The sequence below is a fragment of the Streptomyces sp. NBC_00094 genome, assembly GCF_026343125.1.
Taxonomy (GTDB): domain Bacteria; phylum Actinomycetota; class Actinomycetes; order Streptomycetales; family Streptomycetaceae; genus Streptomyces.
The window spans coordinates 8,100,349-8,114,132 of record NZ_JAPEMB010000001.1; the positions used below are offsets into that span (position 1 = coordinate 8,100,349).

Genomic DNA, 13,784 nt, shown 5'->3' on the forward strand with positions numbered 1-13,784 from the left:
GCTGTGCGGCTGGTGTGGCGGTGGGACGCGGCCTCTCAGAGGTAGCCGTGCTCGTAGGCGAAGGCGACCAGATGCGCCCGGTTCTTCAGCTGCAATCGGGTCTGCAGGCCGTGGATGACGTTTTTGACGGCGCGTTCGGCGTAGCCGGCCTTCTGGGCGGTCTCTGCTGTGTCGAGGCCTGAGGCCAGGCATCGCAGGATGTCGACCTCACGGTCGCTCAGCTCGGTCAGCCGCTGCTCGACGGGGCCGGGCAGGCGGCTGAACGCCTCCAGCACGCCGTTGACGAGGTCGTCCGGCAGATATCCGTCACCACGAGCGGCCGTCGTGATGGCCTGGACGAGTCGGTCCGGCGTCGAGTCGGCGCGACGCAGGAGACCGGCGAGGCCGCACTCGGCCTCGTCGATCAGCTTCGTCTCGTCGATGTCCGCCACGACGAGCACAGACCATGCTGTGCTCGTGTGCTTGATCTCCCGCAGCAGGCGCAGCGTCGCCTCCTCGGCGGTGTCCGTGACGATCAGCGCGACCTGGGTGTCCACGGCAGGTCCGGCGGTGTCGACGAGGGTGATCTCGGGGCGGGGCCTGAGCAGGCTGACCACCCCCGCCCGGTATATCGGGTCCGGGGCGTGCAGCATGACGGCGATCCGAGAAGGCGCGGTCACGGCGCCTGCCGGGGCACGGCGGCGAGCGGAGGAAGCGTCCAGGCCAGGGCCTTCGAGCCCGCGCCGGAGGTGACGTGCTGGACCCCGGAACTGTCGCGGAGGTCGACCCGGTACCGCTCGGGCCGTCCGGCCTGCTCCCAGCGAGTGTGGAGATCCTCGAGTTCGGCCCACACATCACGCGGCCCATGGACTCGGACGGTGCCGTCGTCCGGACCGGCCACAGCCCAGGAGTCGTCCTCGGGCGCGACGATGGACATCGTCTCGGCCTGGAAGTCCCGCACTGTGCCGGGGACCAGGTAGGCGGCGGCGAGCCAGAATCCGTACGCCTCGTCCGGCGGCGGCGTGAGCCGCGTGGACCGTGCCGTGCCGGGGTCGTCCTTGATGCGGGCGCGGTGGTCCAGGGCGTTGAGCCACCGGTAGCCGAGCAAGGGCCGGTACCCGCGCGGCCGGCCCCGCAGGACCGCCTCGACCGTGCCGGCCGCGGTGCGGGTGACGAGGAGTTGTCCCGGCCAGCTCGGCGTACGGGTCGCGAGCGTCGTGAGCAGCCGGCCGCCCGGCGCGAGCTGCTCCACCCACGGCGCCGCGACACACGGCACGCCGATGCCGGAGTGGATCCGGTCGTACGGCGCCCTCGCCTCGTGTCCTTCGAGCGCGTCACCCTCGATCACCTCCGCACCGACATCGAGACGGTCCAGGTTCCGCTGGGCGAAGGCCGCCATGGGTCCGTCCCGCTCCACGCCGGTGGCGAGGCCGGGGCCGGTGATGGCGGCGGCGAGTGCGAGGGAGACGCCGGGGCCCGGCCCGAGCTCGAGATACCGCTGCCCGGAACCGAGTTCCATGGCTTGGAGGGCTTCGACCGTGGCTGGGGTGTAGGTGGACATGGAGGTCATGTGTCCGCCGGTGACCGGCCCGCGGGGGAGAGCGTCAAGGGGTTCGCCGTCGCGCTGGAGCAGGATCGACTCGTCGCTGTGGATCAGCTCGAGCCACTCCTGACGGTCGTCGGGGTGGGAGCCGTCGAGGAGGCGCCAGTCGATCGGGTCCGCGCCCGGTCCGCTGACCCGGACGTACGCGTGCGGGAGCAGGATCTCGCGTGGCAGGCGAAGCAGCGCGTCGCGCAGCAGCGAGTCGGTCAGGACACCCTCGGCCGTGAGCCGGTCGACCATGCCGGCCCGCCGGCAACTCGTCACCGTGTGGAGGTCAAGAGCCATGAGCGGAGTCCTTCACGGGAGTGGGCGCAGCAGTGGGCATGGTGGTCAGGCGGCGGACCGGCGATACCCACAGCAGTGCTGCCGGCACGAGGTAGAGCAGGGTCCCGGCGATCAGCGCGGCGTGTACGGAGGAGGCGGTGGCGATGGCGCCGGCCGTGAGGGCGGCGGCCGGGCGCAGTCCGGTGACCAGCCAGACGGAGGTCTGCTGCGCGCGGGACTGCAGCTCGGGAGGGCACAGTTGCTGGCGGAGGGACCGCTGTGTCGTGCCCGCCGCGACGGCGGCCGCCGTCCTCAGCGCGCCGGCGGCCGCGATCACGCCCAGCCACACCGGTTCCGGCCGGGCGACGAGAAGGGGGACGCCGCACACGGCGTAGGCGAGGAACCCGGTCAGCATCACGGGTGCCGGCCCGAACCGGTCCACGAGGCGGGTGGCGACCACCGCTCCCGCGAGGCCGCCGGCGGCGCTGACGCCCATGACGAGGCCGAGACCGGTGCTGCCGGAGTCGAGCCGGGTCAGCAGCGTGTACGCGAAGTACGTCGTCACGATCCCGTCGGCGTACGCGAGACCGGCGAGCGAGAGCACCAGGGGACGCTGTATCGGATCGCGCATCACATAGCGGACCCCCTCGCGGATCGCGACGCCCATCCGTGCGGGCCGGGCAACCGCCGCCCGTCGTGCCGCGCTGGGCCGGATTCGGGAGGCGCACCAGGCGCTGAACAGGTACGAGACGGAGTCCAGCCACAGGGCTCGGCCCGCACCGAGGAGGCCCACGACGAGGGTTCCGCCGTAGGTACCGGCCGTGTCCGCCAGGGAGAAGGCGCCGGCGATCCGCGCGTTCGCCGGATGCATGTGGGCGCGGTCGACGATCTCGGGCACGATGGCGATCGACGCGGCCTGGTGCAGCACGGTCAGTGCCCCCAGCAGCAGGGCGACCGCGTAGAGCACGGGCACGGACAGGACTCCCACGGCCCAGCAGACCGGCACCACGGACACCACCGCGGCTGCGGAGAGATCCGTGCCGATCATGATCTTCTTCTTCGGGTACCGGTCGCCGGCCACCCCGGCGGGCAGCGCGAGAACGAACGCGGGCACCGTCGCCGCGGCGGCCAGCAGCGACACCTGGCCGGGGGAGGCGTCCAGCTCCAGCACCGCGATCACCGGCAGCGCCACGCCGTGGACCGATGACCCCGCGAGGGTCACCGCCTCGCCGACCCAGTACGCGCGAAAGGACCTGTTGGTGCGCAGAGGAAGGGCGGCCGCGCCTTCCGCGGCCGCGTCATGGACTGTGCTGGTGGGCGTCACGATCGGCTCCGCTCCGGTCGGCGAGCCAGGGTGTGCACGAGGTGACCCATGTCCCGGTAGGGGCTCCGGGAGGACGCGGCCCACTCCAGCTCCAGTGCCGCCGCGTATGCGGCCGGATCCGGAGCCCAGGTGTCGTCGAAGTGGTCGTGGAAGATCCGCACGCCCTGCCACGGCTGCGGACTCAGCCCGTGCTCGGCGGCGAGCCGGTCGAGGGCGTCGGGGTCGTCACCGCGGGTTTCCCGGCCGAGATTGCCGACGCTCCGGTCCGCTCCGGACACGATGAGCCGGCACGCAGTCTCGGAGTCTCCGACGAAAGCCTCGCGTACGGCGATGGCCCGGCGGTTCTTGGCGAGGATGCTCAGCAAGCCGCCCGGCGCGACGAGCCCTCCCAGACGGGCGACCGCCTCACCGGGATCGTCCAGGTACATCAGCACGCCGTGACAGCACACCCCGTCGAACGGCTCCCCGTCCAAGGAAAGGGACTCGAAGCCGGCGTTGACGAGCCGGACGCGGTCGGCGAGCTCGGGCCGGGCCGCGAGACGGTCGGCCGCGGCCGCCAGCATGGTGGCGGCCGGATCGACGCCGGTCACCTGGTGGCCGGCCGCGGCGAGGCGCAGCGTCATCTCGCCGTTCCCGCAGCCGACGTCCAGAATCCGAGCGGGCGCGGACGGGAGCTCGGCGAGAAGCCGGCGTTCCACCAGGTCGTGACGCAGGCGGCCCCGCGCACTGTCGGAGTGGGCGGCGTACGCAGCGCCCACGGAGTCGAATCCGGTCACCGCGTCCATCCCAGTTCCGTGTAGACGCGTCCGGCCCGAATGCCCTCGATCGCAGCGCGCGTGTAGGGGACGATCGGCTCGGGCAGGTCCTTGACGTTCCACCACTCCCACTGGACGCACCTGTCCGGCTCCCGCAGCTTCGGCCCACCCTCCCAGCGGAGGGCGCGGAAGAAGAGCTGGACGCGGGGCGGGTCCGTGGGCTGTTCCCTCATGTGCACGGTGTGGACGAGCTCGACGTCGGCCGACTCGATGACCAGTCCCGCCTCCTCGTACGCCTCCCGCACGAGGCAGGCACTCGCGGCCTCCGCCTCGCAGTGGCCCGCCAACACGTGCCAGGACCCGCCCGCGTACGCCGAGTCGGGATGCCGCAGGCCCAGCAGGACCTGCCCATCGCGTTCCAGGTAGAGGTGGACACCGACCACGTTCAGCACGGTCCCGGACGGCGCCTCCGCCCGCGCGGTCCCTGCGGGCGCTGTCGGACCGTCGGCGGGCAGGGGATGATCGACGGCGTGCTGCTCCAGCAGTTCCCGGGTCGAGGGCAGCATCGTCATGTGCGGGAACTTCTCCGGCCGCACCCAGGCGAGCATCACGCCCTCGGTGAGGGGCAGACGGGCCGGGTCGCCGTTCCAGAGGCCGGTGAACAGCTGGATCGGCACCCTTGTTCCGTCGGTGCCGGTGACGTGCTCGACCACGTACGGCTCCAGGCCCGCGACCGTCAGGCCGGCCTCCTCGCGCAGCTCCCGACAAACCGTGTCGAGCAGGGTACGGTCCTGCGGCTCCCGGCCGCCGCCGAGCAGCGACCAGCACCCGGGCTCCCAGATCCACGGCTTGTCGGCGTCCCGCAGGTGCAACAAGTAGCGGCCGTTGCCGTCGTGGATGATCGCGGAGGCGTTCACCGGAACGATCACCCCGTCCAGAGCCGAGCCGGCGAGTTTCTCGCGCAGCGTCGGGGAGGACACTTCGTCGAACGGCTGCCAAGCCGATCCCGTGACCTCTTCGGCTTGCAGCGTGAGCTCGGGCGCGCCGTCGGTGAGGTAGAAGACGAAGCGCACGTCGTAGTGCCAGTGGGCCGCTTCGCCTCGTGCCGGGTTGGGGTCGATGATGTGGACGTCGATGTCGATCGGCTCGTCCCGGAGTTCGGACGTCAGGACGAGAGCCGAGGCTGGGATCCCGGTTTCCTCCTTGACCTCGCGCAGGGCCGCAGCCAGGAGAGTGTCGTCGTCGGTTTCGACGTGTCCGCCGGGGGCGAGCAGCAGTCCTCCGCTCGCCTTGTGGCGGATGTGCAGGACCCGCCGGTGCCGGTCGATCACTACGGCGCTGCACGTGATGTGGGCAGGAAGGGTGGTGCGGTTGGTCGGCTCGGCGTCGGCGTCCAGGGCTGCCAGCAGGCCGGCCAGGGCGTCTCGTTCACCGGGGTGCCGGTCCAGGTAGGCGGTGACCACGGTGCGGATGTGAGAGAGGGAGGGCGGCATCAGAACCTCGGTGCTGAGGGGACGGGTGTGTTATGTGGAACCGGCTCGGGCTCTTGTTGAGCCGGGCACGGGGGCAGGGGCGGCTTGGCTGTCAGCGAGGGGACGTACGTGACGGGGCGTGATCGGTCAGCGGTCCTGGGAGAGTTCCAGCAGTTCGGCGAAAGTCCCGCCGGCGTGGACGAGGTCGTCGTACCGGCCCTGTTCGGTGATCCGGCCGTGCTCCATCACGATGATGTGGTCGGCGATCTTGGTGTTCTCCAGGCGGTGGGTGACCATGATCGTGATGCGGTCCGCGGCGATGGCCTTGATCTGCTCGAAGATCTGGTGCTCGCCGCGGGGGTCCATCTGGGAGGTGGGCTCGTCGAGGATGAGCAGCCCCGGGCGCCTGTACAGGGCCCTTGAACAGGCGATGCGCTGCCACTGCCCGCCGGAGAGTTCCGAGCCGCCGAAGACGTCGCGGGCCAGGAGGGTGTCGAGACCGGCGGGCAGGTCTTCGACGGCCTCGCGCAGGCCGACCGCGTCGACGGCCTCCCACACGGGGGCGTCGTCGTCGGTGCGGGGCTGGCCGAGGGTGACGTTCTCGCGGACCCGCAGCGGCCACTGGGCGAAGATCTGCGGCACCAGGCCGGTGTTCGCCCACACCGTGGCGGGGTCCATCTCGGCAAGGTCGGTGCCGTTCCACGTGACCGTGCCCTTGTCGGGCAGGTAGATCCCGGTCAGCAGCCGGGTGAGCGTGGACTTCCCCGACCCGTTCGCACCGACGATCGCGAGGATTTGCCCGCGCTGCAGAGCGAGCGAGACACCGTCCACGGCGGGCTTGTCCTTGCCCGGGTACTGGTAGACGACCTCCTCGAGCCGGATCTCCTCGGTCGGCGCGGCATGGGCGCGGGGGCCGCGCTTGGGAGCGCGGGCGGCGGCATCGTCGAGGAAGGCCTGCATGTCACTGAGGTACAGGCTGGTGTGGAAGACCGCGGCGCCGTTGATGACCACCTGGGACAGCGCGGCGAGCGTGGTCTGCACGGCGATGACCGCCGTCGCCGCGACCGCGAGCTCGGCCCGGCCGGAGACCGCCAGCCACGCCAACGCGCCCCAGGTCGCGACGAGGAAGACACCGCCGGCCAGCGCGGAGAGCAGGGCGATCCGCAGGGTCCGCGGCGCGGCGGCCAGGGTGCGCCGGTCGCACCGGTCGGACAGGGCCCGGTACCAGAAGATGAGGTAGTCCGTCATTGAGTTGGCGCGGACCTCGTCGCCGTACTTCGACTCGGTCGCCCACCAGCGCATCATGCCGCGCACGTTGCGGTCGGCGATGTTGGCGTAGTGGATCTCGTAGTCGACCCGGGCGGTCAGCACGGCGCCGACGCCGGCCGGCAGCACCGCGAGCAGAAGCGGCGGCAACATCCACGGGTTCAGCACCGACAGCACGCCGCCGGCGGTGAGCATGCGGATCAGCGCGGACAGGAACCGCTGAGCGTCGGTGACCATGACGTGCGTACGGATCACCCCCATCTCGGCCGCCTCATGCCGGTCCGAGAAGCCGTCCTCCGCGTAGGCCGAGGCCTCAACGCGGCACACCGCCTCGACCAGCGCGGTGTCCGTCTCCGTGGTCAGCCGCGGAGTGATCCGCCGCTCGGCGTACGCGGCGACCGCCCCCGCCGCGCGTGCCAGCGCGGCGGCGAGCGCCACCACCAGCAGCGCCGGCACGGCGCCGCGCAGCCGCTCGCCGGCGGTGCCGTCCCCGAGGACCGGTGCCATGGCGCGGGCCGTGGCGGCCAGCAGTACGGCCGCAGAGACGCCTGTGACCACCTGGCAGCCGAGCAGGAGCTGCACGGCCCGCCGGTCGGTCCGCCACGAGAGCCGCGCGATCCGGCCCAGGACGGCCGGGATCTGGGCGCACATCCGCCGGAAGGAGACCTCGGCGAGCGGATTGACGGAGTACTGCCCGCTGTACGTGATCTCCGCTGGCAGGGGCGGCGGAGGCACGGTCTTCTGCTGTTCGTTCGTTGCGGCCGAGGTCAAGGCGGGTCCCCCTAAACGGTCGTCCGGCGTCGTCGTGAGGCTCAACGACCAAGCCGAGATATCGAACTGGTGTATTTGAGTCGCTTCGGATTTCCCGAGATAGCGCGGCCGGAGCCGTATGGAGAATGCACGGACCCAATCCCCGCAACAGGTCTGTGGAACAGAGCGGTTGGCCGAATCGCCGACAGTGGTGTCCGCGCGTGCCCGTGGGCGACGTCCACGACGAGCGCGTCGACGCCGTGGTCGACGAGCATCGCGGCCCGCTCCTTCCCGTTGCCGGTGACCCCGACCGCGGCCGCCGCGCAGTCGGCCGTCACCGTCGACGGTGGCCAGCCGCGCGGTGTCCGGGACGGAGGTGTTCTTGACCGTGTTGAGGCGGGCGGGGGTGCAGGCCCGGTGCAGGACGCCGAGGCCGCCGGCCAGGGCCGGGCCTGCGGCTTGCGTGGCCATGAGGGTCATGAACTCAGCGAAGAGCGTTACGCAGGGCCTCCTCCAAGACAGGTAGCCGGTCCAGCAGCATCAGAACTGCCTCGTGCCGTGCCCGCGCGTAGGACTCAAGTGCAGCGTCGACGAGGTGCGGTCGTTCCACTGGTGCCGACAACGGAAGGCCGAGCAGAGCTTGGCTGCACAGCCGACACGAAGCGAGGACAAGAGGTCGTCCGCGGGCGCCTTAGGGTTGGCGTCTCGATAGGCCAGGGCGAGATCGGTGTATCCCTTGAGCCGGCTCTCCACACCGTTGGACAGGACGCTCTTGGGTCACAGTCAAGACGCACGATCTCCCAGGCCAGGTACCCAGGCGTGGGTGGTCCGAAGTCCACGATCGCGGCGACATCGTCGTTCTGCAACAGGACGTTGGGACCTGCCAGGTCGCCGTGCATGACCTGGACCGTCAGCTGTGGAAGCGACGCAAGAATACGCTCGACGTCCCCCAAGACGGCTTGTCGCTCACGCGCCGCCTGCAGAGCCGATGCCTCGAACTCCCCAAGCCTGGGCATGTGCTCGTACGCGAGAATCAGACTCTTGAAGCGGTCACGTGCGGCAGCCACGTCGCACACCGCGGCACCAGGTTCCAAGGTGGGTGCGGCGGAGGGGTGAGCGGCGAGTCGGCTGTGGAGACGGCCCATCGCTGCGCCGACCGCTGCCCACCGTGCACCCGTCAGAGTGCCCTCGGCAGTCTCGGTGTGCGGCACGTACGACCACAGGGACATCAGCAGACGGCCGCGGGTCTCGATGAGTTCGTGCTCGCGCGTGCGAATTGCCCGCGCGGTCGCGACACCTCCGTCGGCGGCGAACTCGGACAGTTCGACCGATGCCCGCTCCAGGTCCAGGCGATCTCGAGTGCGATAGACCTTGACGAAGTGCCGCCTACCCGTCTGGTCCGCGATGGCGTAGTTGTCCGTCGAGGTGCCCTCCGGGATGCGCGTTACTTCTGCCGGGTTCAGTCCGTACGCGAGCACCAGCGTGTCGGCGACCGCCATGATCTGCTCCCCTCCGCGGTACGGCCGGGTGTGGAAGGCGCGGCAACAGGCTTGGTGGCGGGCTGGTGAGATGCGGTGGACATGGTCTCCCCGTCGAAACGCAGCGATAGTCGTCAGATGATGAGCGGGCGGCAGGTGGTCGGGTCGATCAGGACGCGGGCACGAACCGCGGCCGCCAGGTGCTCAGCGAGCCGCGGCGGGCCGCGCCGGGTGCAGCCGGGCGCAAGATCGCCGACGGACAACGCTCCGTCAATGCGGTCATCTGATTGCGCCTCCCTCGTTCGGGTTGTGGCAGTACCCGAGCCCGACCCGGCACCACCAGCCGGCAGGGGACCGGCCGACCAAGCCGTCACCGCGGCGCCCTGCCGCGTGAATCGGCTGATCGAGGCGGTGAACGCGGTAACCGACACCGGCTTTTCGTGGCGAGGGTGACCAGTCCGGCATCGCACAGGGGCGTAGGGCCGGCCGGCGGGCGCTGCGGCACCAGGTAGGGATGCTCGTCGCATTAGAGTGCGGGCGCGCGGGGGTCCACGTCGTTCACCAAGAATGATCTTGGACACCTTCGTTCTCGTTTCCGCAGGCATCCCTCGGGCCGCACCACCAGGAGGAACCAGTGTCATCCCCGCAATTGATCACCCTCGTGGAGAAGCTCGCCGAGGCGAAGAAGCAGTTGGGCTTCCCGCGTATTGTTGCTATTTGCGGCTCCACTCGTTTCATGGACGAGATGGCTGAGGCCGATGTGCGGGAGACCAAGGCCGGGAGGATTGTCGTCAAGCCGGGTTGCGATCTGAAGTCGCCGCACGAACTTTGGTCCGATCCTGTCGAGGCTGAGGCGCTGAAGGTTCGACTCGACGAACTGCACCGGTCGAAGATCCTGCTCGCTGATGAGGTGCTCGTAGTCGGCGACTACATCGGAGACAGCACCCGAGCCGAAATCGCCTACGCCCGGTCGCTGGGCAGGCCCGTGCGGTTCACGCACCCCGAAGTCGACCCCGGCGCCTGAGGGCCCACCCCCACACCCTCCGCAGGTACCCCCTTGGAATTGATCATCTAGCGGGTGGCGTGGCGGTGGAAGCGAGCTCAAGCAGCGGCGGAACGCATCGCGGCCGTTATGGCGGCAGCGAGCGGCCGCCGGTGGTTCATCAAGTAGAAGTGGTCACCCTCGTACCTCTCGAGTCCGCGGAAGTACGTGGTGAACGCCTGCCAGGAGAGCAGACGGTCCTCGCCGATCAGCCTGTCGCGGTGGCCCCCGAATACCGAGAGCGGAACGGGCAGCGGTTCGGGGGCGCGGGGAGGAGCCCAGGTGTCCAGGAGTTTGAAGTCGTCACGGAAGACCGGGGCGAACGTGCGCCAGACGTCGTCGTTGTCGAGGAGCTGTGGCTGGCTGCCGCCCACGTCCCGCAGCCAGCCGCGCAGTTGCTCGTCGGACATCAGGTGAGGGCGGCCGTCGGCGCTGGCCTCGACTCGCGGGGCGCCGTAGGCGGACACGCCCAGCCAGTCCGGGAGCGGGTCCCCCTCGTGGTGAAGTCGCCGGGTGAGCTGGTAGGCGATGAGTGAGCCCATGCTGTGGCCGAAGAACCCGAAGGGCCGGTCGAGCAAGGGAGCGATAGCGGTGTGGAAGTAGTCGACCGGCCGGTCGCAGTCGTCGATCAGCGGCAATGCCTGCAGCTGGCCGCGGCCCGGGGCCTCCAGGAGGCAGAGCTCCCAATCCTGGGGGAAGTGTGCCGCCCAGCCCCGATAGAGCAGGTGTGAGCCGCCGGCGTGGTGGAACAGGAACAGGCGCGCCGCCGGGTCGCTCAGCGGCCTCGGGCGGATGACCGGGCCGGCAGACGTCTCGCCGACGAGCTTCGAGACGACGAAGACGTGCAGTTTGGCGAGGGTCTTGGCACCGCTGATGACCACGGTGTTCTCCGGGATGCCGAACGTAGTCTCCACGCGGGTGGAGATCTTGAGCATCAGCAGCGAGTCGATCTCGAGCTCGTCGGAGAAGTGCGCCTCGTCGGTGACCTCCTCGGGTTCGATCTCCAGTACGCCGGCTATCAGAGCGCGGAGATCCTCGATGTTCACGGACGCAGTGGTCATTGGTGTTCCTCAAGCTCCCATGTGGATGGACGAGTGGTCGGTCAAGGGGTCAGCAGCAGAGCGGCTGCCGCGTCGTGGTGAGGACCTCCAGCCGTGGCGAGCACGTTCCCGGTGGCGTCGCTCTCCAGATGGGCACCCGCAGCGGGGCACTGCAGGACGCCCAGTGCCCCGGACAGCGGGCCCTGCTGCGCTTCCAAGTCGATCCGGCGCGTGGCGGCGAGCAGCTGGCCCGCCCCGGCACCCTCCTCGTCCACGAGCCACAGTCCGACGGATTTCTCCTCCGTCACACCGGCGGAGGTCAAGCGCGCGGAACGGAAGATTGGGTATCGCCTGCCCGACCTGCTCCGGCGCATCTACACCGAGATCGGTGACGGCGGATTCGGACCAGAAGGCGGTCTCGCGTCGCTGACGGAGGGCCGCCGACCGCCCGGCTATCTGACGGACTGGCATTGTGCGCTGACCGTCCACGACCAGCGCCCCGGCTGGGCACCGCCCAGGTCGTGGCTCTACCTCACGGGCGGCGGCTGCACCATGGAGTGGTACGTCTCGCTCATAGCGGTCGACCACCCCGTACTGCTCTACGACGCTGACGGATGGGATCCGGACCGGGGACAGGAACCTCACGACGGCCTGCGTTACGCGGCGTCCTCGCTGCGCCACTGGCTCTGGACCTGGGCAGACGGAGGCAACGTCTGGGACGAAGCGCTGCAAGTGATCGGTGAGGACTGAGCAGTATCCAGAGGCGGTCGTGTGAGGGGTGGTGGGGCAGCAGCCGGGCCCTCAAGAAGACGCCCCCGCGTCCTGCGTTGCGGCCGCGTTCGTCTGGGGATGGCGGAGGGGCGCCGTAGGTGTATGCGGTGCGGATGTGCCCGTCCTGGGCGTGGACGATGACCTGCGAGGGTGTGTGTTCCTTGGCCCGCTGGCGTGCGGAGCCGAACGCGTCCTTCTACGTCCGGTGCGGCTCGTGCAGCAGCCGGCGGCCTTCCCGGCCCTCGACCTGCCAGCCGCTCAGCCCTCCGCCAGCGCTGCTTCTCCGCCGCTTGGGGCCGGGGCAACGTAGACGGAGACCTGGGTCGGCCTTCCGCTGGTGTCCCGGGCTTCAGCGAGGGATGCGGCCACGTCGCGGAGGATGCTCAGCGCGATCCAGAAATCGCCCTCGGCGCCCGCAACGGGCCGGGCGTCGGGCCAGACGATGACCACGCGAGGAGACTTCAGCTCGTGGAGCCCGCCCCAGACCGAATCAGAGAGGGCGTCCCACACCATGCGGAAGGTCCCGAGTGACGGGTCCAATGGGAGTGCCTCCCGCACGGCCCCGAAGAACGCCTCCTTGTCGGTCCGCCCGGCAGTGGCGAGCGTGAACACGGGTACGCCCTGGCGGGCGGCTTCGTCGAGTATCCCGGGAATGTCCGCGCCAGAAACCTCGTGAAAGCCTCTGTCGATCACCATGCTCAGAACCGTACCGGTGCGTTCTCCCGGTCCGGATTGCTCCCGCTGGTCGGCGGGTGATCGGCCTGCGCCCGGGCAGCGACTCGGTCGTTAAGGCAACTGGCCGGCGAAGGCCCCCAGCAGCCCGCCGGGCAGCAGGGAGGCGTCCTGCTCGCCGAGGTGGGTCAGGCCGGAGTGACGGAACTCGTGCGGGTCCCAGCCGGTGCCTTCCCCGCCGCCGACGCAGGTGTGTCGGTCCAGCAGGGCGCGCAGCTGGCCACTGTTCCTCGTGGGGCTTCTTCCTGCGCGCTCACGTTCTGTCGCCGTGAGGCGACCGGGAGCTCTCTGTGGCACTCGTACGTTGCTGGCGAGCAAGGCGGCGGTCTCGCCGTCGGCCAGCTCTCGCATCGTCCACCAGGTGCTCGAACTCCTCCACTCGCCTGTACAGGTTCGAACGCCCGACACCGGTACGGGCAGAGCCGGCACCCGGACGCCGAGCGCATCGAGCGCGAGCTCCTGGACGACCGCGCCGACCCGGGGGGCGGCACGGCTGGCCACCGTCCTCGGGCAGCCGATCGAGGTCGGCACTGCCTACCCGGAGCGAACCGCGAAACTGCCCAGGTAGCGGGCACCCGTCGAGCCCGATGCCGCAGCGAAAGCCCGTGGCGGTGTCGCAGCGGGTCCGGCATCATCCTTGCGTGATGGTGATGCAACCCGTTCTGGAGATCTTCGCTGCCGACGACTTCGCGCTCTGGCCGGTTGGCGAGCACGAGTCGTACGGCTACCTCGTGCTGGACGGGGAACTGACTCCGGCGGAGGTCGGCACGGCGGTTATGCGGATCGCCGACTGCAACGACTTCGGGCCGGAGGAGGAGCACGGGCTGTGCCCGACCGACCCGCTCGGCGCGTTCCTGCACGGGCTGCTCACCATGCCCGACCTGTTCGCCGCCGGCGGGTTCCGGGTGACCGACATAGCCACCGACACCGTCTTCGTCGAGCCGGGCTGCTGCAACGGCCTGGAGACCTGGCGGGACTGGCGGGAGGTGCTAGACGGCACCGGCTGCTCCTACTTCGGCCACGACCCGTCCTCGGCGGCCGAACGTGTCGGCGACACCGTCCGGCTGACTCTCGACGCCCACGCGAAGGACGGCAGCCCGGTGATCGAGCTGCCGGTGGACCAGGTGCGCGCGCTCGTCACCGGTGCCCAGGCGGACTTGCAGGACTTCCTCAGCCTCGCCGGAACCTGGGCCGAACAACACCTGCCGACACACGCCGCCCCCGTCACGGCCGCCTTGGCCCGGGCACTGGACCTAGTGCTGTGACCGCATAGGTTCACCGGGTTGCTCGTTGTGCTGGTTGGAAGCG

Annotated in this window: 14 protein-coding genes and 2 pseudogenes; 3 read left to right on the forward strand and 13 right to left on the reverse strand. The window is 70.2% G+C overall.

The window, feature by feature from the left end:
• Positions 1–35 precede the first annotated feature (35 nt).
• The 8 genes from OG580_RS35755 to OG580_RS35790 all read right to left on the reverse strand — a co-directional run bounded on the left by OG580_RS35755 (position 36) and on the right by OG580_RS35790 (position 8,912).
• The gene (locus tag OG580_RS35755; protein WP_267047813.1) at positions 36–659 is read right to left on the reverse strand and encodes a response regulator transcription factor; all 624 of its coding nucleotides are present in this window, start codon (positions 657–659) and stop codon (positions 36–38) included.
• Entirely contained in the window at positions 656–1,867 is a 1,212-nt protein-coding gene (locus OG580_RS35760; protein WP_267047814.1) for a methyltransferase, read from the reverse strand. The genes OG580_RS35755 and OG580_RS35760 overlap by 4 nt, the downstream gene beginning before the upstream one ends.
• Positions 1,857–3,170 carry an MFS transporter gene (locus tag OG580_RS35765; protein ID WP_267047815.1) on the reverse strand — a complete coding sequence of 438 codons (1,314 nt, stop codon included), beginning with the start codon at positions 3,168–3,170 and terminating at the stop codon, positions 1,857–1,859. The genes OG580_RS35760 and OG580_RS35765 overlap by 11 nt, the downstream gene beginning before the upstream one ends.
• Positions 3,167–3,955 carry a bifunctional 2-polyprenyl-6-hydroxyphenol methylase/3-demethylubiquinol 3-O-methyltransferase UbiG gene (locus OG580_RS35770; protein WP_267047816.1) on the reverse strand — a complete coding sequence of 263 codons (789 nt, stop codon included), beginning with the start codon at positions 3,953–3,955 and terminating at the stop codon, positions 3,167–3,169. Before OG580_RS35770 ends, OG580_RS35765 begins: the two co-directional genes overlap by 4 nt.
• Complete coding sequence (locus OG580_RS35775) at positions 3,943–5,418, reverse strand: NUDIX domain-containing protein (RefSeq protein ID WP_267047817.1); 1,476 nt, start codon at positions 5,416–5,418, stop codon at positions 3,943–3,945. Before OG580_RS35775 ends, OG580_RS35770 begins: the two co-directional genes overlap by 13 nt.
• A gap of 126 nt (positions 5,419–5,544) precedes the next feature.
• On the reverse strand, positions 5,545–7,434 hold the full coding sequence (locus OG580_RS35780; RefSeq protein ID WP_267047818.1) for an ABC transporter ATP-binding protein: 1,890 nt from the start codon (positions 7,432–7,434) through the stop codon (positions 5,545–5,547).
• Positions 7,435–7,475: 41 nt separating this feature from the next.
• A complete protein-coding gene (locus tag OG580_RS36305) occupies positions 7,476–7,688 on the reverse strand; it encodes a hypothetical protein (RefSeq protein ID WP_354006211.1) in 213 nt (70 codons plus the stop codon).
• A 300-nt stretch (positions 7,689–7,988) separates the two neighbouring features.
• On the reverse strand, positions 7,989–8,912 hold the full coding sequence (locus OG580_RS35790; RefSeq protein ID WP_267047819.1) for a phosphotransferase: 924 nt from the start codon (positions 8,910–8,912) through the stop codon (positions 7,989–7,991).
• Positions 8,913–9,525: 613 nt separating this feature from the next.
• Here OG580_RS35790 and OG580_RS35795 point away from each other — a divergent pair.
• A complete protein-coding gene (locus tag OG580_RS35795) occupies positions 9,526–9,915 on the forward strand; it encodes a hypothetical protein (RefSeq protein ID WP_267047820.1) in 390 nt (129 codons plus the stop codon).
• Positions 9,916–9,992: 77 nt separating this feature from the next.
• Here the strand turns inward: OG580_RS35795 and OG580_RS35800 are convergent, their stop codons facing one another.
• Together OG580_RS35800 and OG580_RS35805 are read right to left on the reverse strand one after the other, a co-directional pair.
• Positions 9,993–10,994, reverse strand: coding sequence for a thioesterase domain-containing protein (locus OG580_RS35800; RefSeq protein WP_267047821.1), 1,002 nt, complete (start codon positions 10,992–10,994; stop codon positions 9,993–9,995).
• A 41-nt stretch (positions 10,995–11,035) separates the two neighbouring features.
• Positions 11,036–11,191, reverse strand: coding sequence for a hypothetical protein (locus OG580_RS35805; RefSeq protein ID WP_267047822.1), 156 nt, complete (start codon positions 11,189–11,191; stop codon positions 11,036–11,038).
• A gap of 13 nt (positions 11,192–11,204) precedes the next feature.
• Between OG580_RS35805 and OG580_RS35810 the strand changes: the two genes are divergently transcribed.
• The gene (locus OG580_RS35810) at positions 11,205–11,723 is read left to right on the forward strand and encodes an SMI1/KNR4 family protein (protein WP_267047823.1); all 519 of its coding nucleotides are present in this window, start codon (positions 11,205–11,207) and stop codon (positions 11,721–11,723) included.
• Between the two features lie 127 nt (positions 11,724–11,850).
• Here OG580_RS35810 and OG580_RS36310 read toward each other — a convergent pair.
• The 3 genes and pseudogenes from OG580_RS36310 to OG580_RS36225 form a co-directional block, all read right to left on the reverse strand.
• Positions 11,851–11,928: pseudogene (locus OG580_RS36310) on the reverse strand (DUF2188 domain-containing protein); the annotation flags it as partial.
• Between the two features lie 74 nt (positions 11,929–12,002).
• Entirely contained in the window at positions 12,003–12,440 is a 438-nt protein-coding gene (locus tag OG580_RS35815; protein ID WP_267047824.1) for a barstar family protein, read from the reverse strand.
• Positions 12,441–12,572: 132 nt separating this feature from the next.
• Positions 12,573–12,707, reverse strand: a pseudogene (locus OG580_RS36225) (site-specific integrase); the annotation flags it as partial.
• A 413-nt stretch (positions 12,708–13,120) separates the two neighbouring features.
• Between OG580_RS36225 and OG580_RS35825 the strand changes: the two are divergent.
• A complete protein-coding gene (locus OG580_RS35825; RefSeq protein WP_323182672.1) occupies positions 13,121–13,741 on the forward strand; it encodes a hypothetical protein in 621 nt (206 codons plus the stop codon).
• The last annotated feature ends 43 nt before the right edge of the window (positions 13,742–13,784 follow it).

What these genes read in the sequence shown, in the direction of transcription:
- OG580_RS35760 (WP_267047814.1), bottom strand. Translation starts at nt 1,867, where the DNA reads ATGGCTCTTGACCTCCACACGGTGACGAGTTGCCGGCGGGCCGGCATG.
- OG580_RS35770 (WP_267047816.1), bottom strand. Translation starts at nt 3,955, where the DNA reads ATGGACGCGGTGACCGGATTCGACTCCGTGGGCGCTGCGTACGCCGCC.
- OG580_RS35775 (WP_267047817.1), bottom strand. Translation starts at nt 5,418, where the DNA reads ATGCCGCCCTCCCTCTCTCACATCCGCACCGTGGTCACCGCCTACCTG.
- OG580_RS36305 (WP_354006211.1), bottom strand. Translation starts at nt 7,688, where the DNA reads ATGCTCGTCGACCACGGCGTCGACGCGCTCGTCGTGGACGTCGCCCAC.
- OG580_RS35790 (WP_267047819.1), bottom strand. Translation starts at nt 8,912, where the DNA reads ATGGCGGTCGCCGACACGCTGGTGCTCGCGTACGGACTGAACCCGGCA.
- OG580_RS35800 (WP_267047821.1), bottom strand. Translation starts at nt 10,994, where the DNA reads ATGACCACTGCGTCCGTGAACATCGAGGATCTCCGCGCTCTGATAGCC.
- OG580_RS35815 (WP_267047824.1), bottom strand. Translation starts at nt 12,440, where the DNA reads ATGGTGATCGACAGAGGCTTTCACGAGGTTTCTGGCGCGGACATTCCC.
- OG580_RS35825 (WP_323182672.1), top strand. Translation starts at nt 13,121, where the DNA reads ATGGTGATGCAACCCGTTCTGGAGATCTTCGCTGCCGACGACTTCGCG.